Below are 18,123 nucleotides of genomic sequence, written 5' to 3' on the forward strand. Positions count from 1 at the left end.
TGTTTCTCCGTTAAATTTACAAAATAATTGAGTAGCTCACATCTAAATTTATATTTTAGCCATACTTAATGTTAATAATGAGTAAACCTATCTTTTCAATACTTGTTGCAAATTATAATAACGGCCATTTTTTTAAGGACTGCTATCAAAGTATTATTAACCAAACATATTATAATTGGGAAGTTATTATTGTAGATGATGCCTCTACAAATGATTCTGTTAGTGTTATTAAAGATTTGATTAAGAATGATACAAGGTTTAAAATATTTCAAAACGAAATAAATAAAGGTTGTGGTTATACAAAGCATAGGTGTGCTACATTGGCAAAGGGCGAGGTGCTTGGGTTTTTAGATCCTGATGATACTTTGGTTCCAGAAGCTTTAGATTGTATGGTTCAAGCACATCTCTCAGATAAAGATATTGCGATTGTCACTTCAAAATATGAATTTGTTGATTTAGAAATGAATTTCACCAAATTAGGCGTTCATGGAAGTAGTATACCAAAAGGAAAGTCCTATTTAACTTATGGTAAAGGTGCTTTAACCCATTTTGCTACGTTTAAAAAAGTAAGCTATCAAAGTTCGGGAGGAATAAATCCCATTATGAAACGCGCGGTTGATCAGGATTTGTATTATAAGCTAGAAGAGCAAGGTTCTCATATGTTTTTAGAAGAGGTTCTTTATCGTTATAGGGTGCATAAAAATAGCATATCAAATAACAAGAATCTTTTTAAAGCAGAATATTGGCATTTTTATGCCAAGTTGAAAGCGTATAAGCGACGAAAAAAAAATCAGACTAAAATTGATAATTTCACAAAGCAATATATTGAGGAATTTGCCTCTAATTATTACTTAAAAAGATTTGAACGCTTAAAGTTTTCAAAGAAAAAATGGTCACAGTATTACTTACTATTTAAGGCCATCGGTGCGAACCCGATGCACAGGACTTCCTTTAAAATAAAAAGTCTAGTTGTTTTAATCTTGAGAAGAATATGAGAGGTAAGCCCTTAATTTCAGTTGTATTACCAGTTTTTAATGTTGAAAAATACATTAAAGAATGTATGGATTCTATATTAAGTCAAACCATACAAGATTTTGAAATTATTGTTATTGACGATTGTTCTACTGATAATACCTTAGTTGTTGTTGAATCTTATAAAGATACCAGAATTAGAATTATAAAAAAAACAAAAAATAAAGGGCTTGTTGATAGTTTAAACATAGGGTTTAAGGAAGCTAAAGGTAAGTATATTGCTAGAGTTGACGGTGATGATATTAATGTGTTGACTAGATTTGAAAAACAGTTAAAAATTTTAGAATCTAATAATGGAATTAATGCTTGTGGGTGTTGGTTGCAACAATTTGGTGAAGTTAATAGAGTATTAAAACATAAAGAATTTCATGATGAAATTGTAGCTAGAATGCTACTGCACTGTTCAATGAATATAGGGGCCGTAATGTTTGAAAGAAATGCAGTTAAAAATTATAAATTTAACCAAAACAAAACTCATGTTGAAGATTATGATTTTTGGGTAAGAATTGCTTGGCATTGTAAGTTTTATAATATTCAAGAGGTCTTATATTATTATAGAGTTCATAAAACTCAAGTTACTAATATTTATAGGGAGCATCAGATCAAAGCCGATATTCCGATAAAGTTGATTTTATTTAAAAAGCTTAATTATAACACAAAGGCTTATTCTGATGAGTTAATAACTAAAATGCTATTATTGAATAAAACTATTGAGGTTAAAGAAGTTTCGTTGTTCATCAATTGGCTTAAGGAATTAAGTAAATTGAATAAGAAATATAAAGTATACTCTCAGAAAGAATTAGTGCCTGTTCTACGAAGCATACTTAGGATTTTAGTGTTTTATTTATATTTTAAAAAGAAAGCGGTCGGTGTTGATAAAAAAATGAGGAAACAATTGTTTTTTAAATTACCTATGAGAGAAATACTTTTCGTAACAAGTGTAAAAGGAAGGGAAATTAAAAAAACTTTTTTTCAAAAATGATTAATAATGAGAATATAAATACAAACCAACAACTCGGTATTTCAATTTTAAGAATAGTTTCAACCTTTTCTGTTATTTTAATTCATGTTTCAGGCCCGTTGGTTGTAAAGTTTGGAGAAATACCTTTGATGGATTGGTATATTGCAAATATTTTTGACGGCTTAAGCAGGTATTCTGTTCCAATGTTTTTTATGATCAGTGGAGCATTATTATTAAGTAAAGATTACAAGTTATATTATTTTATAAAAAAGAGATTCGGAAAAATTATTCCACCATTTTTATTTTGGTCCTTAATATATAGTCTTTTAAATAGATATGTGTTCAATAGTGAGATTTTTCGCGTTGATAAAGTGATAAGGGATATATTTTATGGTAGTGAATATCACTTGTGGTTTGTATATGCTTTAATGGGGATTTATTTGATAACTCCTATTATTAGAAAATGGATTAAAAATGCTTCTCAAAATGAAATTTTGTATGTTTTAATTATTTGGTTATTTACTTTAATAATTGGTATCCCTGGTTTTAACAATTATTTTCCTAAAATAAACCTTTCTTATTTTACAGGTTTCATAGGTTATTTTGTGTTAGGTTATTTCTTAAAACAGTTTGCTGGCAACAGACAAAAGTTTGCTATTTTGGCTATTGCTTTTGGAGCTTTTATAACCATTGTTGGAACATCTTACTTTACTCTTAAGAATTCTACATTTTACCCATATTTCTATGAGTATTTAAATCTAAATACATTGTTGGTTGCTCTTGGTGTTTTTCTTTTTTTTAATAAAATAAATGTTACAAACGATAGATTAAAGGAACTACTTTTAAAGTTAAACCAATGTTGTTTTGGCATCTATCTTATTCATCCATTAGTTCTAAAGGTTTTTATCTTAAATGGATTTAATCTGAATGGATTAAACCCAGCCATCGCTATTGTATTAATAGTATTGTTATGTTTCTTACTTAGCTTTATCATAATTTATTGTCTTAAAAGCTTAAAAATAGGATATTTAATGACTTAAGAACGATATGAAAGAAATAGAAGAAAATAGAAAAAAAATAGTTTTTAAAATCCCTGAATTCCCGCATTTTTCGGAAACGTTTCTGGTAGCGCAAATCCTAACAGCTATTAAATTAGGTTACGACGTTAGAATTATAACAAGAAAAATTATAACCAATAACATTCATTTAGTTGAAGATTATCAATTGTTAAATAAAATTATTATAGATGACTATAAGGTTCCAAAAAATAAATTTGTTAGGGTTTTAAAATGGTGCCTATTATTCGTTTTTTATTTAAAGCAATTTCGCTATATATATGGTTATTTTAAACAACATGAAAAGTTTAGTTTAACATGGCTCTATCAGTGGGTTTTTTATTATCAATTTGATGAAGCTACAATATTTCATATACAATATGGTACATACAAGTATCCGGTTGACCTATTAAAAAAAACAGGTTTTTTTAAGCCTAAAGTTATAGTAACATTTCATGGTCATGACGCTTTTTTTCCATTGTACGGTTATATTGAGAATAATGGCTACTATGATAATTTATTTCATTATGCTGACATAGTTACAGCTAACACACCATATTTACGAAATCAACTATTAAGGTTGGGGTGTCAAAAAAATAAAATTGAACTTGTTCCTGTTGGTGTTGATACGGAACGTTTTTTTAGAAAAAATGAGAAATACGCTATTGGGAATACATTGAAATTAATTACCGTTGGTCGTTTAAATATTGTTAAAGGTCAAATCTATGCGCTGGAAGTTCTCAAAAAATTAATTGTTTCTGGACATAGAGTGGAATTTAAAATAATAGGTGATGGTCCAGAAAAAGGAGCGCTTCAAAATTATATCGATCAAAATAATTTAAGTGCTAATGTAAAATTAATGGGATCTAGAACTTCGAAGGAAATAATTACATTACTTAGAGAAAGCCATTTGTTTTTATTTACTTCAGTATCAAAATATCAGGGCAAAAGCACTGAAACGCAGGGTTTAGCGACTTTAGAGGCTATGTCCTGCGGGTTGCCAGTGATAGGATTTGATTCAGGAGGTATTAAATATACTTTTGAAGATAGTGTTTCAGGTTTTCTTTGCAACGAATATGACGTTAATTGTGTGTTTAATAAGGTGAAGTATTTAATTGAGAATCCTAAAATTCTTGAAAAAATGGGAGTTGAAGCCATAAAGTTTGTAAATAAAAATTATTCCCAAAAAATTGTTGATGAAAAGTGGAAGTATATTTACGAAAAAGCATTATAAGTATATATGATAAAAAGAATAAAAAAAAAGTTTAGATATGTAATTCTTACTTCGATATTGAATTGCAAGCAGTTTGCTTTAAAGAATACTATAATTATATGTAGTGACCCTAGAGGAGGTAGTACTTGGTTAATGGAGATTTTTAATGCTTTACCCTATACAATAGTTAATTTGGAGCCACTTCATGTGAATTCAGGCGTTGTTTCAAAAAAGAATAAATTAGGTTGGTTCCCGTACTTGCCAAAGGAATATTCTAATTTGCAATTTGAAAATCTATTTTTTAATATTCTTACACTAAAAATTTATAACAAATGGACAACGAGTTTTGTAAGTGTAAAAAAAATACTATGTGCTAAAATAGTAGTCACAAAATTTGTGTTAGCTAATCAATTATTACCATGGCTAGTTGATAAGTTTGGTGATGAATTAAAGTTTAAACCCGTATATTTAGTAAGGCACCCGATTACCACCTGTATATCTCAATTAAAAACGTTTCATAATATAAAGGACAAAGACTTATTTAAACCTCTTGATAATTCAGAAAAGTTTATTGTTCCTAAAGTAATTTTTAACGAACGATTTAAAAAACATGAATCGTATATAAATTCATTAAACACTAGGTTAGAACGGCAGATAGCCATGTGGTGTATAAATAATGCTAATTTAATTTTTAATGAATACCCTTGTGGGTGGATAATAGTATTTTATGAGGTGACTAAACTACTTAAAGCGATTAACATTGATTTTAATATTGAAAAATTGAGAAATTTTAACTTTAAAAAACCAAGTCATTCTAATTTCAATAAAGATTATCAGGATGATGCTAATTTACAGTTAGAATCTTTTTTTAGTAAGTTTTCAAAAGAAGAGCTACTTAGAATTCAGAATATTTTCGATTACTTTAATTTTACTGTATATTCTGCTTTTGAAGCATATCCCAGAATTGATAAAGAACTAAACGTTAGCTAAATTCTCTAACAAGAAACAATAATTTAATTTACAAATATAGTAAATGAGTAGCCCTTTAATTTCCATAATTATCCCCTGTTATAATCAAGGAAAATATTTAAACGAGTCTTTACTTTCAGTTTATAATCAAACCTATCAAAATTGGGAATGTCTTATTATTAATGATGGTAGTACAGATGATTCAGAAAAGATTGCTCAAGAATGGGTTTATAAAGATGACAGGTTTAAATATTTTCATAAGAAAAATGGAGGTGTAAGTTCCGCTAGGAATTTTGCAATAGAAAAAGTAAAAGGAAATTATATTCAATTTTTAGATGCAGATGATTTTTTAGACTCAAAAAAGCTTGAATTATCATTGAATGCTCTTGAACTGTTACCTAATGATAATAAACAGCTTGTATTGTCAAATTTTAGAATGTTTTTGCTTAATACCAATAAAACAACCGGCCCCTATTGCTTTTTAAGAAAAGACCTTTTTACGTTTGAAAGTTTGCTGTATGAATGGAATGCCTCCTTCTCGATTCCTATACATTGTGCTATATTTGAAACTTCGTTATTTGATGAAATTCACTTTCCTACAAATTTAACAGCACAAGAAGATTGGATTGTGTGGGTTCAAATATTTAAATTGAATCCATTGGTTTATTTTGTAGATAAACCACTAGCTTTGTATAGGAGAAACCCAGAAGGAAGAACAAAATCTCGCAGCTTACTTCCTGATCAAATGATAGCTTTTGATATGTTTAAAACCATCTTAAATAAAGATGAATTTTATGGGCTTTCAAAAGTTTTGATCTCAAGATATTACGTCGAACAAAAGGCCTTAAAAGCAAGATTACAAATAGTAAAATCATCATACCCTTATCAAACAGGGTTAATGATAAAAAAAACACTGAAAATTTTAGGGTTGTTAAAAATCTCTAGAAAATTATTTCCGTTTTTTTTGAAATTCAAATCCAAAATAGAATAAGCAAATAAAATATGCTCGCCATAGTCATACCTTATTATAAATATGCTTTTTTCGAATCGACTTTACTGTCGTTACAAAACCAGACGAATAAAGCCTTTACGGTGTACATAGGTGATGATGCTAGCTCAGAAAACCCTAAAAATCTACTAGAAAAATACAAGGGGAAGTTAGCTTATCAGTATAAACGATTCGATTCTAATTTAGGAGGTATATCACTTACCCAACAATGGGAACGTTGTTTAGAAATGGTACAAGGTGAAACTTGGGTGATGATTTTAGGTGATGACGATACAATTAGTGATAATTTTGTTGAAGCTTTTTATAAGCATATAGACGAAATAAATCAATTAAAAATTAGTGTTATTAGATATGCATCTGTTGTAGTGAATACTAAAGGTGAACAGGTTTCTAAACAATACATTCATCCAAATTTAGAAACGGCTGTTGATTTTTTAAAGCGAAAATATAAAGGGGGAACTAGAAGTTCACTAAGTGAATATATTTTTAAAAAAGAGGTAGTGAATGCTATTAGGTTTAAAAATTTTCCCTTGGCTTGGTCTAGTGATACATTAGCAGTTGTTGAATTTTCAAGGGGTAAAAATATTTATAGCATTAACGAAGCGTTTATGTACTTTAGATTAAGTGATATAAATATTACCGGCCAGGTTGACTCACTTGATAAAAATGAAGCTTGGTTTAAATTTTATGTGTATTTGCTTGAGAATTATGGAAAGAAATACCCTGTTAATTTAGTCAATACTTTGTTTGAACGACTTGAAAAAGTGCAGTGCAATAATAAAAAGACACCTGGACGGTGGTTAAAACTCATTGTTTTATATATTCGTTTTTCTAAATATCCTAGGTTTTTATCGTTATTTTCGAAGATTAAAAGAAGTATTGTATGAGGTTTTTAGTAATAGCACAAGACTTAAGAGTTAGTGGTACAAGTGCTGGAATAGTAACTAGATCCTTAATAGTAAAATTACGAATGGCCTACCCAGAAGCCATCATTGATGTTTGCTACATCATTCATAGAGACACAGAAGATGCTTTAGATTTATTGCCTGTTAATAGTGTGAATAAGCATATTGTAAATAATATAAGACCATTTTATGTAACTTTCATCAACTGGTTTTACTGGAGGTTGTTTCATGTTTCTTTGAATGAGCGTTATATCCAAAAGCAATATGGAAAATTTATTGCCTCAATAAATCATGATAGTTATGATCATATTTTAATAACAAGCTCTGGCACAGAACATGAATCTATTTTGGCTACTCATAATCTTCCTATTCTGAAACGCGCAACCTTAATTTTTCACGACCCCTACCCCTTAGCATGGTATGTTGGAGCAAATAAAACACCTTCAAAATTAGATTTATTTCGCTTAAAGCAGGTGATGGAGGTCGTGGAACAATCTAAATCCTGTGCTAGTACAGCAAAATTTATGTCTCACGATTTACAGCATTTATTTGCTTCTAAAAAAAAGTTTCATACGTTGCCGCATCAGTTTGACACTTCTGTTTTTGATATGTCAGATGAGAGTCAAGTAAGAAAAAAGCAAAAAAAAATAAGTATTTCATACCATGGAGCATTGATGTATGGTAGAAATTTAATGAATTTACTGTTGGCTTATGAGTGTATAATACAAGAAAACTCGGAATATAAGGAGCTAACAGAATTCATTATAAGAGCCAAAGGTGACGGATTGAAAGATTTAAAATCAAGATTTAAAGGTGTTTCTAATATTCATATTTTAGAAACTATTGGTTTTTCAAATTCATCATATGAACAGGTTCATGAAAGTGATATCGTAATCATTTTAGAAAATGGTCCTTATTATTGTAATATTTTAGTCGGTAAATCTGCTTTCTTGGCTAATTATCATAAACCAGTTCTTTGTGTGTCACCAGAGAAGAGTGAATTGCGTAATATCATTACAGATGATAAATTTATTGCAGATATGAATGATTTAGATGATTTGAAAGTCAAACTCCTAAATTTGATAAAAGATAGAATAAATTCAAATCAACCCGTAAATCCTTTTGGTGATTATTTTAGTGATGACAATTTTAAAAAAGCTTTAAATATTATGCTTTCATGATAAAATATGTTTTTTGTATAAATACCGGCAGGTCAGGGTCTCATTATTTAGCAAATATTTTGAATTGTTGTAATAATGTAAGGGCTTACCATGAACCCCACCCAGTAATGAATGGCAAGCCAATGTTTGAATATTTAAAAGGGAATAAAAATCTTTTGTTGACTTTACTTCATGAAAAAATAGAAGTAATACAAGAATCCGTTAATTACGGAGAGGTTTATTTTGAAACAAATCATGCTTTTATTAAAGGTTTTGCCTGGGAAATTGTGAATAGAGTTCCTCATTCTGAAATAGGTGTTATTTACTTAAAGAGAAATTTAGACGATATTGTAAAAAGCTTTCATAGAATAGACACCACGCCTCTAAATTTTAACGGAAAAAATTGGATGTATACGCCTTTAATGGAAAAACCAGAAACAAGTCTGTCTTTAATATTTAAATTAGAATATAGAGTATTATTTTTTTTAAATAGGTTGTTTAAAAGTAAATACAATAAAAAGATTTTTAAATTCGGAAAACCAAAATATTTTATAGAAAAAGAAATTAATTATTTAAAATGGTATGTTAAAGAAAGTGATTTGCAAGCAAGAAAGTTTAAAAATAAGTACCCGAAAATAAAATATTTTGAATTGGAAAATGATAATTTGAATGTTATTGAAACATATAAAACTATGTTTGAGTTTTTTAACATTACATTCTCCCCTCAGGAAGGGTTTTATTCCCGTGTTGGTGTCACAACTAATTTAAAGGCAAACTAAAGGTAGTAGTTTTATGCGCATAGGATTAAATCCAAATAAAGACACTTCAATCAAGTCCTCTGGTTATCTTCACCAGGTAATTATTCCCGTTTATATACCAAATCATGAAGGTTATTTTAAAGATAGTTTTGAAGTTTTTAAATTATGTATTGAATCCCTGTTAAAAACTATTCATGGTAGAACTTTTATAACTATTGTAAATAATGGTAGCAGTCAGGTGGTTCAAGAGTATTTAGGGGCGTTATTTGATGCTAAAGTCATTCAAGAACTTATTCATACGGAAAACATAGGGAAATTAAATGCTATTTTAAAGGGCTTGGTAGGAAATAATATTGAATTAGTAACTATTTCAGATGCTGATGTTTTATTTCTACCAAATTGGCAGCAAGAAACAATTAAGGTTTTCAGTAAGGCGCCTAAAGCTGGTGTTGTTGGTCTGGTGCCTCAATTTAAAATGTTTGAAGCTCATTGTGGTAATGTCATTTATGATAATCTTTTTAATTCTAAATTAAAATTTTTACCAGTTAAAAACCCAAAAGGCTTAGAAATGTTCTATGATAGTATTGGCTGGAAAAGAAACTATAATCAAGATTATTTAAAATATAGTTTAGGATTGGAGTTAAGTAAAGGCTTAAGTGTATTGGTCGGTTCAGGACACTTTGTGGCAACTTATAAAAAAGATATGTTTTCAGAAATCACCTCTTATTTAGGTTTTAAATTAGGAGGAATTAGTGAAGCATACCTAGATAAAACTCCATTAGCTAAAGGGTATTGGCGTTTAACAACGCAAGACAACTTTGCTTATCACATGGGTAACACGGTGGAAGATTGGATGGTAGTCCCGTATAAAAAAGAGCAGTTTGACGAGGATATTAATTCTAATTTTAGAACAAATAAAAAGTCAAATAAAATTATGTTCTTTTTTAAAAATAGATTGTTCGTTAAATTTATTTCTATTCCTTTTTTTTATAAAATATTTTTAAAATGGAAGAGTCTGCCAAAAGAAATGATAGATAGATACTAAGTATATGAACCTCCCAGATTTTTCCATCTTAATAACTACTAAAAACAGGCTTCCAGATTTAAAGGAAACCCTTAAGGGGTTAGCTGATTTTATTGAAAACAGATATGTGGAGTTTATTATTTGCGATGATGGTTCTTCTGATGGGACTTCAGAATTTATAAAAAGTAATTATAAATCCATTCACTTAATTAAAAACAAAAAATCTAAAGGGCTTATTTTTAGTAGAAACCGACTGCTAAACCTGACTAGGGCCAAATACGCGATAACCTTAGATGATGACGCTCATATAGTGTCTAAAAATTCTTTGCAAAAAATAAAGAGTGTATTTGAATCTAATAAAAAATGTGCAGTAATTGCTTTTAGAATCTTTTGGGGAGAAATACTGCCTGATAACGTGAGTCATAAATTAGTAAATAAAAGGGTAAAAGGATTTGTTGGGTGCGGTCATGTTTGGCGTATGGCTGCCTGGAGAAGTATACCAAATTATCCAGATTGGTTTGTTTTTTATGGCGAGGAAGAGTTTGCAAGTTTTCAATTATTTAAAAATAATTGGGAAGTCTGGTTTGTTCCAGATGTTTTAGTGCATCATCGGGTAAATGTGAAAGCAAGAAAAAAACAAAAAGATTATACAGTTAGACTAAGACGTTCTTTAAGGTCGGGTTGGTATTTGTATATTTTGTTTTATCCTTTACAAGAAATCCCTAGAAAATTGGTTTATACCCTTTGGATGCAGTTGAAATTAAAAGTCTTTAAAGGGGATTTTAAAGCGTTGTTAGCTGTTTTACAGGCCTTGGGGGATGTTCTAGTTAATATGTTACAATTAACAAAAAGTGTAAATAGATTAACTCAAAACGAATATAAATTATATCAAAACATTGCTCAGACTAAAATATATTGGAAATCTTAGGGCTTTAAATTATTCAGATGAAAAAAACTAAAATTTCAGTTATTATTACATGTTTTAACTATTCGGAATATGTGACAGATGCCTTAGAATCGGTTTCATTACAATCTTTAGAAGATTTTGAGTGCATTATTGTGGATGATGGAAGCACGGATAATTCTAAGGATGTAATTAATCAATGGATAAAAAAGGATGCACGATTTATATATTATTATCAAGAAAATTCGGGTGTTAGTTCGGCAAGGAATAAAGCTATATCTCTTAGTCAAAGTAAGTATATTTTACCACTTGATGCAGATGATATGATAAGCGGCAATTATTTAGAAGAATGTTATAAGATTATTAGCTCGAATATAAATGTTAAAGTCGTATACGGAAGTTCATATCTTTTAAATAAACCAAAAAAAAGTTGGAATTTAGGTGTTTATAATTATGAAAATTTACTATATCAGAATATGATTCATTGTTCAGCTGTATTTAAGAAGGACGATTGGAATGAAATTGGAGGATATGATATCAACCTGAAAAAGGGATTGGAGGACTGGGAGTTTTGGATTAATCTTTTAAAAAAAGGAGGAGATGTTGTAAAATTAGACAGCTGTCATTTTTTTTATAGAATAAAAGAATTTTCTTTAAACAGAACAGTTGTAAAGGACAATTACGGATATGATTCGAGGTTATATATATTTAATAAGCATAAAAATAAATACAAAGCATTAAATGACTATGACTTGTGTTTTGAAAATTTTCATTTAAAAAATAAAATTAGAAATCCATTAATTTATTTGACAACTAAGAAATTATTTTTATTGCTTTTAGATTCAGCTTTATTAGATGTTTTTTCTTTGATTAGAAGAGTAAGGAGGAAGGTAAAAAGGTGAGTCCTGTATAAAGTCGATTAAGAAATATTTTATGATAATTTATTCTAGATTAGGTAACAAAGGGAACTTTGGTAATCAATTATTTCAAATAGCTTCAACCATCAGTATAGCAACTAAAAATGGTCATGCGTTTGCTTTTCCAAAATGGAAGTACGCCTCTTGTTTTAAATTTGATTTCAACTTGTACGACCCACACAGAAATTATCAAACTGTTAAAGAACAAGGCTATTATTATTCTGATATTGTAGTAAAAGATGGTAATTACGATTTAAATGGCTGGTTTCAATCTGAAAAATATTTTGATATCGAGGTTGTTAAAAACTGTCTTAAAATTCAACCTGAAATTATTAAGAAGGTAAAAGAGAAATACAACAAGGTATTATCAAAAAAGAATATTTTAATTTCTGTTAGACGAGGTGATTTTGTAAACCATCCTTATTATTATCAATTAGATTATAAATACTACTTTCTAGGTATAACAAAGAACTTTAAGGATTGGAAAGAAAGAATATTGATTTTTACTAGCGATGATATTGCTTATTGTAAAAAACACTTTGATTTTTTGCCAAATGCAATATTTGTAGAAAATTCTACAGTGATAGAACAGCTTGCTCTGGGGAGTTTATGTGATGATTTTGTTATAAGTAATTCTACTTTTTCATGGTGGCTCGCTTGGTTAGGGGAGAAAGAAGAAAAGCGAGTTGTTAGGCCAGTTCAAAATTTTAGAGGTAAATTTAGGATACAGAACGATGATAAAGATTATTATCCTGAACGATGGGAGGTTTTTAATGCTGAAAAAGAAAAAATAAAATTAAAGTATTGGTCACTTATTTGTAAAGGAGAATTGGGTAAGACTCAAGACAGTATTAAATATTTTCAGAAGGTTTCAGTTAAAAAAACAAAAAAAAATAATTAAAAAATTAATAGGAAGAAAATAATTAAATTGAAAACTATAGCCATAATCCCAGCAAGAGGAAACTCCAAACGATTACCTCATAAAAACATTAAATTATTGGGAGGTATTCCTTTGTTAGTTCATAGTATAAATTTTGCTAAACAACATGAATTTATAGATGCTGTTTATGTTTCTACAGATGATAAACAAATAAAAGATATAGCTATTGATCATGGTGCTTTTGTTATCGATAGACCGGAACATTTAGCTGGAGATTTTGAGCCCACAGTTACAGCAATAAAACACGTGTTAGAATCTATAGAAAGTGCTATTGAAAATGTGATTTTATTACAACCTACGAACCCCTTGCGTCCAAAAGATTTGTTGCGCATAGCTTTTCAACAATTCAATGATAGAAACTGTGATAGTTTATTTACGGTATCTAGAAATTATCACAAATTTGGAAAGATTAAAAATGATGAATTCTTACCGTACAATTATAATGTAGGGCAACGTAGTCAAGATTTAGAGCCATTGTTTTTTGAAAATGGTTTGTTGTATATTACAAAATCAAAACACATATTTGAAAATATAATAATTACAAAAAATGCATACCCGCTAATCGTTAATCACCCTTTTGCATCTATTGATATTGATACGCAAATTGATTTTGATATGGCGGAGTTTATGCTTCAAAAATATAAAAATGAGTAATCCATTTATAGAAATCGCTGGGCGTAAAATAGGTCAAGATTTTCCACCATTGGTTATAGCAGAAATAGGTATCAATCATGAAGGTTCCTTGCAAGTTGCTAAAGAAATGGTTGATGCTGCTCATAGAGCTGGTGTAGAGGTTATAAAACACCAAACTCACATTGTTGAAGATGAAATGAGTGCGGTAGCCAAACAAGTGATTCCTGGGAATGCAGAAATTTCCATATATGAAATCATGGAACGCTGCGCTCTTAACGAATCCGATGAATTAGAACTTAAAAAGTATGTAGAAAGTAAAGGTATAATTTTTATTTCTACACCATTTTCACGTGCAGCAGCAGAACGCTTAGAGAAATTTGGGGTGTCTGCTTATAAAATTGGTTCTGGAGAATGTAATAACTATCCGTTGTTAGAACATATTGCTCAATTTGGCAAGCCGGTCATCTTGAGTACTGGAATGAATACCATTGAAAGCGTAAAAAAAGCAGTAGCTATTTTTGATAAGTATAGTGTGCCTGTGGCACTTCTTCATACTACTAATCTTTATCCGACGCCAACGCATTTAGTACGTTTTGGAGCTATGTTGGAATTGCATAAGGCTTTTCCAGATAAAGTGTTTGGATTAAGTGATCATACCTTAAATAATAATGCCTGTCTAGGTGCCGTAGCTTTAGGAGCTTCTGTTTTAGAGCGCCATTTTACCGACCATATGCAACGTCAAGGGCCAGATATTATCTGTAGTATGGACGAAAGCGCTTGTAAAAACCTTATTGTAGATAGTCATGAAATGGCCTTAATGCGAGGAGGAACTAAACAACCGGCTAAAGAAGAGCAGGTTACTATCGATTTTGCTTTCGCAACGGTTTGTAGCATCTCAAATATTAAAAAAGGTGCTATTTTTACAAAAAACAATATTTGGGTAAAACGACCAGGTACAGGTGAAATTTTAGCAGAAAATTTTGAAAGTATTATAGGAAAAAAAGCAACTCGAACTATAGAGAAAGATGAGCAATTAACATGGGAGGATATTGAATAAAGTAAAAAAAATAGCATTTTTAACGGGGACCCGTGCCGATTTTGGTAAAATGAAGCCGCTTATTGAAATTACCGAAAGCCATTGTGATTTTGAAGCTCATATTTTTGTTACCGGTATGCATCTCCTAGAAACTTATGGTTACACCCTTATTGAGGTAGAACGTTGTGGCTTTAAAAATATTTCTACATTTAAAAATGATACGAATGAAGCCAGCATGGACTTAACTTTGGCCAAAACAATAACTGGGTTTTCAGAATTTGTTAAAAAAATAGAACCCGATTTAATCGTCATTCATGGGGACAGGGTTGAAGCTTTGGCAGGTGCTATAGTAGGTAGTTTAAATAATATTTTAGTAGCTCATGTAGAAGGTGGTGAATTATCGGGAACTATAGATGAGTTGTTGCGTCATGCTACCAGTAAAATGAGTCATATTCACTTTGTAGCCAATGATAAAGCGAAATTGCTATTAGAGCAAATGGGGGAGTTGCCTGAATCTATTTATAGTATTGGTTCTCCTGATGTAGATATCATGTTTTCTAATACCTTACCAGATTTAAATACTGTTAAATCGTATTACGAGATTCCTTTTGAAACCTATGCGGTTGCCATGTTTCACCCAGTAACTACTGAACATCAACAGATGGCGGAATATGCTAATTATTTTGTAGAGGCATTAATTGACAGTCAGAAAAATTATGTAGTTGTTTTTCCTAATAATGATATGGGAAGTCAAGCTATTTTAAATGCTTACCAAAAACTTTATGGTCAGTCAAGTTTTAAAGTATTTCCTTCTATTCGGTTTGAGTATTTTTTAACTTTATTAAAAAACGCTGAGTTTATAATAGGGAATAGTAGTGCGGGGGTTCGTGAAGCGCCCTATTATGGGATTCCTACAATAAATATTGGTACCCGTCAAAATAATAGAGTGTTTTCAAGTACAATTATAAATTCAGATTATACTGTTGCTAATATTGTAAATAGTATTAAGCAAGTAAAAAAATATAAAACGTCGTGTGAATCCAACAATTTCGGAACAGGTAATAGTGCTGAGGAGTTTTTAAAAGTTATAAAATCAGATTCGCTTTGGAATACAAATCATCAAAAACAATTTAGAGCGTTTTTATGAAGAAATTAGGATTGGTAATTACTGACGGTGTAGGCTTTAGAAATTTTATTTTGAGTGATTTTCTACTTTATGCGAAAGAAAGTTTTGACGAAGTGGTTATTTTGTCATGCTTGCCTAAGGAAACTTATAAAGACCATACAAGTACAAGAGTTATTGAGCTAGATGTTTTTGAAGAAACTTTTAAAACTTGGTTTTTCAGAAAAGCGAAAGAGATAGCCCACCTTAAATTACATCAAAATGGAAACTTAGGTATTCAAGATAATTTAAAGACGAATTATTCTAAATTTAGAACAACACGTGGCTATGCAACACGTATTATTTATAAGTTAACTACGGTTTGGTATTCAGAAAAAAGTATCCAAAGGCTTCAAAAATTTCAAAATGCTACGTTTAGTAATCACGTAATCACAAAAGATTATATTAGTTTATTAGAGAAAGAACAATTTAATTTATTGTTTTTTACACATCAAAGACCACCTTATATCGCCCCTTTAGTATATGCAACACAAAAAATAAGAATAAAAACAGCTGCTTTTATTTTTAGTTGGGATAACTTAGCTTCAAAAGGCAGGATGGCTGCAAATTTCGATTATTATTTGGTTTGGAGTAATTTAATGAAACAGGATTTACTACAGTTCTATTCAGCTATTAAAGCAGAACAAATAAAGGAAGTTGGAACCCCGCAATTTGTGCCTTATGTAATGTCAAATTATAAGGTTTCTAAATCAGAGTTTATTAAATACTTCAATTTAGATACAAATTTAAAAACCATTTGTTTTAGTTGTGGTGATATTTCAACTAGTAAAAATGATGAACTTTATATAGAAACTATTGCATCGGCCATTGTTAAAAAGGACATTACATTAGTTAATTTTATTGTAAGAACATCTCCTGCCGAAGACCCAATTCGTTTTCAAAACCTTGTTGAAAAGTTTCCATTTATCAAGTGGAATTTTCCAAAATGGATTCAGGTACGTGCGAATCATCAAGAATCTTGGTCGCAGCGCATACCAACGATTGATGATGTTAGACAATTAAGAGCCTTATTGGAGTATTCAGATTTGAATATTAATATGCTTTCAACAATGAGTTTAGATTTTATGTTGTTTGATAAACCTGTAATTAATCCTGTTTTTGGAAATGAGAATAACGAATTATATGATGATCAACGCTTTTTAGGGTACGCGCATATTCAACATTTAGTAAATAGTAAGTCTTCAAAGATTGTAAAAAACACGAAAGAGTTAATTCAAGCAATTTCTGATTATTTAAATAATGATAAAGATTATTTAAATCGAAAAAACTTTATTCAACAACAAGTTGGTGTCTCCTTGGGTGAAACAAATAAACGATTAGTTTCTAGTTTAAAATCATGGACATAAAACCGAAACATATCGCCGTAATTTGTAATTACGAACTTTTGGAAGACAGGGTTGGTGGTATGGATTATTTTTTTTGGGCCTTTCAAAAGGCTTGTCAAGAGAGTAACATTATAGTCGATTGGTTTTTTCCTAATTCGGCTAGTTATGGCGACTATGATCGTTTTCATATTATTCCAGCAAACCATATAAACTTAGAGTCCAGTTTTATTAGCTACATTAATAAAAATGATGTTTGTTACACGCATATAATGACGCATTTTGTGGAATTATGTACTTCGTTTTTTAGTACGGTTAAAAAACTGCAAAAATCAAAAATAATTACGATAGATCATAACCCTAGACCGATAGATGGCTATCCTTTAAAAAAGCGTATTAAAAAACGTCTAAAAGGGCTATTATATTCTAAAAATATAGATGTTTTTATTGGAGTTTCTAATTATACGAGTGAGGCTATTATAAATGATTTTGGGCAGTTTTTAAAATTAAAAACGCAAACCATTTATAACGGTGTGCTAATAGATAATATCATACCCAAAACAGCAGAAAGAAATCTAATGAACCCTAGTTTTTTAGTTGTATCTCACTTAAGAGAGTCGAAAGGGATTCAGGATTTGATACGTGCCGTTTACTTATTGCCAAAATCAATAAAAAATCAATTAAATATTGATGTGTATGGTGATGGGCCTTACAAAGAAGAATTACTTACTTTAGTATCTGATAAAAATATAGAGCGTGTATTTAGTTTTAAAGGGAGTCAATCGAACTTAAAAGCTTTATATAAGAATTATGATTACCTCTTACAGCCCACCCATATGGAATGTTTTAGTTTGTCTATTTTAGAAAGTTTAGCAGCTAATGTTCCGGTAATTACGACACCTGTAGGCGGAAACCTGGAAGCAATAGAGCATTTAAAAAATGGTTTTATTTTTGAAACAAAAAATCAGCGAGCATTAGCTTGTTTATTAGAAGAGGTTGTGTCTGGAAAGAAACGAATTATAGGAGATACAAGACCTTTAATTGTAAATAGATTTTCAATCAGTACAATGGTAGAGAATTATATAAAGTTATTAGATTAATA

The 18,123-nt window shown here is 29.9% G+C and carries 18 protein-coding genes; all 18 read left to right on the plus strand.

Annotated features, from left to right (window positions below):
- The first annotated feature begins 77 nt into the window (after positions 1–77).
- The 18 genes from Q4566_RS00910 to Q4566_RS00995 are packed head-to-tail and all read left to right on the plus strand — an operon-like array spanning position 78 to position 18,121.
- Complete coding sequence (locus Q4566_RS00910) at positions 78–995, plus strand: glycosyltransferase family 2 protein (RefSeq protein ID WP_303417328.1); 918 nt, start codon at positions 78–80, stop codon at positions 993–995.
- The gene (locus tag Q4566_RS00915) at positions 992–2,014 is read left to right on the plus strand and encodes a glycosyltransferase (RefSeq protein ID WP_303417330.1); all 1,023 of its coding nucleotides are present in this window, start codon (positions 992–994) and stop codon (positions 2,012–2,014) included. The genes Q4566_RS00910 and Q4566_RS00915 overlap by 4 nt, the downstream gene beginning before the upstream one ends.
- Positions 2,011–3,033 (plus strand): acyltransferase, encoded by a 1,023-nt coding sequence (locus Q4566_RS00920; protein WP_303417332.1) that lies wholly within the window; start codon positions 2,011–2,013, stop codon positions 3,031–3,033. The genes Q4566_RS00915 and Q4566_RS00920 overlap by 4 nt, the downstream gene beginning before the upstream one ends.
- Before the next feature lie 7 nt (positions 3,034–3,040).
- The gene (locus Q4566_RS00925) at positions 3,041–4,282 is read left to right on the plus strand and encodes a glycosyltransferase (protein WP_303417334.1); all 1,242 of its coding nucleotides are present in this window, start codon (positions 3,041–3,043) and stop codon (positions 4,280–4,282) included.
- Positions 4,283–4,288: 6 nt separating this feature from the next.
- On the plus strand, positions 4,289–5,251 hold the full coding sequence (locus Q4566_RS00930; RefSeq protein ID WP_303417336.1) for a sulfotransferase domain-containing protein: 963 nt from the start codon (positions 4,289–4,291) through the stop codon (positions 5,249–5,251).
- A 43-nt stretch (positions 5,252–5,294) separates the two neighbouring features.
- A complete protein-coding gene (locus Q4566_RS00935; RefSeq protein ID WP_303417338.1) occupies positions 5,295–6,221 on the plus strand; it encodes a glycosyltransferase family 2 protein in 927 nt (308 codons plus the stop codon).
- 11 nt (positions 6,222–6,232) lie between these two features.
- Entirely contained in the window at positions 6,233–7,126 is an 894-nt protein-coding gene (locus Q4566_RS00940) for a glycosyltransferase family 2 protein (protein WP_303417340.1), read from the plus strand.
- Positions 7,123–8,325, plus strand: a complete 1,203-nt coding sequence (locus Q4566_RS00945; protein ID WP_303417341.1) for a hypothetical protein — start codon at positions 7,123–7,125, stop codon at positions 8,323–8,325. The genes Q4566_RS00940 and Q4566_RS00945 overlap by 4 nt, the downstream gene beginning before the upstream one ends.
- Positions 8,322–9,083: a hypothetical protein gene (locus Q4566_RS00950; RefSeq protein WP_303417343.1), complete on the plus strand. Its 762-nt coding sequence runs from the start codon at positions 8,322–8,324 to the stop codon at positions 9,081–9,083. Before Q4566_RS00945 ends, Q4566_RS00950 begins: the two co-directional genes overlap by 4 nt.
- Before the next feature lie 13 nt (positions 9,084–9,096).
- Positions 9,097–10,107, plus strand: a complete 1,011-nt coding sequence (locus tag Q4566_RS00955) for a glycosyltransferase family A protein (protein ID WP_303417344.1) — start codon at positions 9,097–9,099, stop codon at positions 10,105–10,107.
- 4 nt (positions 10,108–10,111) lie between these two features.
- Positions 10,112–11,014, plus strand: coding sequence for a glycosyltransferase family 2 protein (locus Q4566_RS00960; RefSeq protein ID WP_303417346.1), 903 nt, complete (start codon positions 10,112–10,114; stop codon positions 11,012–11,014).
- A gap of 17 nt (positions 11,015–11,031) precedes the next feature.
- Positions 11,032–11,892 carry a glycosyltransferase family A protein gene (locus tag Q4566_RS00965; protein WP_303417348.1) on the plus strand — a complete coding sequence of 287 codons (861 nt, stop codon included), beginning with the start codon at positions 11,032–11,034 and terminating at the stop codon, positions 11,890–11,892.
- 31 nt (positions 11,893–11,923) lie between these two features.
- Positions 11,924–12,808: an alpha-1,2-fucosyltransferase gene (locus Q4566_RS00970; protein WP_303417350.1), complete on the plus strand. Its 885-nt coding sequence runs from the start codon at positions 11,924–11,926 to the stop codon at positions 12,806–12,808.
- 27 nt (positions 12,809–12,835) lie between these two features.
- The gene (locus Q4566_RS00975) at positions 12,836–13,501 is read left to right on the plus strand and encodes a cytidylyltransferase domain-containing protein (protein ID WP_303417352.1); all 666 of its coding nucleotides are present in this window, start codon (positions 12,836–12,838) and stop codon (positions 13,499–13,501) included.
- Positions 13,494–14,537 (plus strand): N-acetylneuraminate synthase, encoded by a 1,044-nt coding sequence (neuB, locus tag Q4566_RS00980; RefSeq protein WP_303417354.1) that lies wholly within the window; start codon positions 13,494–13,496, stop codon positions 14,535–14,537. Before Q4566_RS00975 ends, neuB begins: the two co-directional genes overlap by 8 nt.
- On the plus strand, positions 14,530–15,663 hold the full coding sequence (gene neuC, locus Q4566_RS00985) for a UDP-N-acetylglucosamine 2-epimerase (RefSeq protein WP_303417356.1): 1,134 nt from the start codon (positions 14,530–14,532) through the stop codon (positions 15,661–15,663). The genes neuB and neuC overlap by 8 nt, the downstream gene beginning before the upstream one ends.
- Positions 15,660–17,045: a CDP-glycerol glycerophosphotransferase family protein gene (locus Q4566_RS00990; RefSeq protein ID WP_303417358.1), complete on the plus strand. Its 1,386-nt coding sequence runs from the start codon at positions 15,660–15,662 to the stop codon at positions 17,043–17,045. The genes neuC and Q4566_RS00990 overlap by 4 nt, the downstream gene beginning before the upstream one ends.
- Complete coding sequence (locus Q4566_RS00995) at positions 17,036–18,121, plus strand: glycosyltransferase family 4 protein (RefSeq protein WP_303417359.1); 1,086 nt, start codon at positions 17,036–17,038, stop codon at positions 18,119–18,121. The genes Q4566_RS00990 and Q4566_RS00995 overlap by 10 nt, the downstream gene beginning before the upstream one ends.
- Positions 18,122–18,123 lie beyond the last annotated feature (2 nt).

This window comes from Tamlana sp. 2_MG-2023 (genome assembly GCF_030548465.1).
GTDB lineage: Bacteria > Bacteroidota > Bacteroidia > Flavobacteriales > Flavobacteriaceae > Pseudotamlana.

Coding starts and splice junctions, on each gene's coding strand:
- Q4566_RS00910 (WP_303417328.1), top strand. CDS start 78: ATGAGTAAACCTATCTTTTCAATACTTGTTGCAAATTATAATAACGGC.
- Q4566_RS00915 (WP_303417330.1), top strand. CDS start 992: ATGAGAGGTAAGCCCTTAATTTCAGTTGTATTACCAGTTTTTAATGTT.
- Q4566_RS00920 (WP_303417332.1), top strand. CDS start 2,011: ATGATTAATAATGAGAATATAAATACAAACCAACAACTCGGTATTTCA.
- Q4566_RS00925 (WP_303417334.1), top strand. CDS start 3,041: ATGAAAGAAATAGAAGAAAATAGAAAAAAAATAGTTTTTAAAATCCCT.
- Q4566_RS00930 (WP_303417336.1), top strand. CDS start 4,289: ATGATAAAAAGAATAAAAAAAAAGTTTAGATATGTAATTCTTACTTCG.
- Q4566_RS00935 (WP_303417338.1), top strand. CDS start 5,295: ATGAGTAGCCCTTTAATTTCCATAATTATCCCCTGTTATAATCAAGGA.
- Q4566_RS00940 (WP_303417340.1), top strand. CDS start 6,233: ATGCTCGCCATAGTCATACCTTATTATAAATATGCTTTTTTCGAATCG.
- Q4566_RS00945 (WP_303417341.1), top strand. CDS start 7,123: ATGAGGTTTTTAGTAATAGCACAAGACTTAAGAGTTAGTGGTACAAGT.
- Q4566_RS00950 (WP_303417343.1), top strand. CDS start 8,322: ATGATAAAATATGTTTTTTGTATAAATACCGGCAGGTCAGGGTCTCAT.
- Q4566_RS00955 (WP_303417344.1), top strand. CDS start 9,097: ATGCGCATAGGATTAAATCCAAATAAAGACACTTCAATCAAGTCCTCT.
- Q4566_RS00960 (WP_303417346.1), top strand. CDS start 10,112: ATGAACCTCCCAGATTTTTCCATCTTAATAACTACTAAAAACAGGCTT.
- Q4566_RS00965 (WP_303417348.1), top strand. CDS start 11,032: ATGAAAAAAACTAAAATTTCAGTTATTATTACATGTTTTAACTATTCG.
- Q4566_RS00970 (WP_303417350.1), top strand. CDS start 11,924: ATGATAATTTATTCTAGATTAGGTAACAAAGGGAACTTTGGTAATCAA.
- neuB (WP_303417354.1), top strand. CDS start 13,494: ATGAGTAATCCATTTATAGAAATCGCTGGGCGTAAAATAGGTCAAGAT.
- Q4566_RS00990 (WP_303417358.1), top strand. CDS start 15,660: ATGAAGAAATTAGGATTGGTAATTACTGACGGTGTAGGCTTTAGAAAT.
- Q4566_RS00995 (WP_303417359.1), top strand. CDS start 17,036: ATGGACATAAAACCGAAACATATCGCCGTAATTTGTAATTACGAACTT.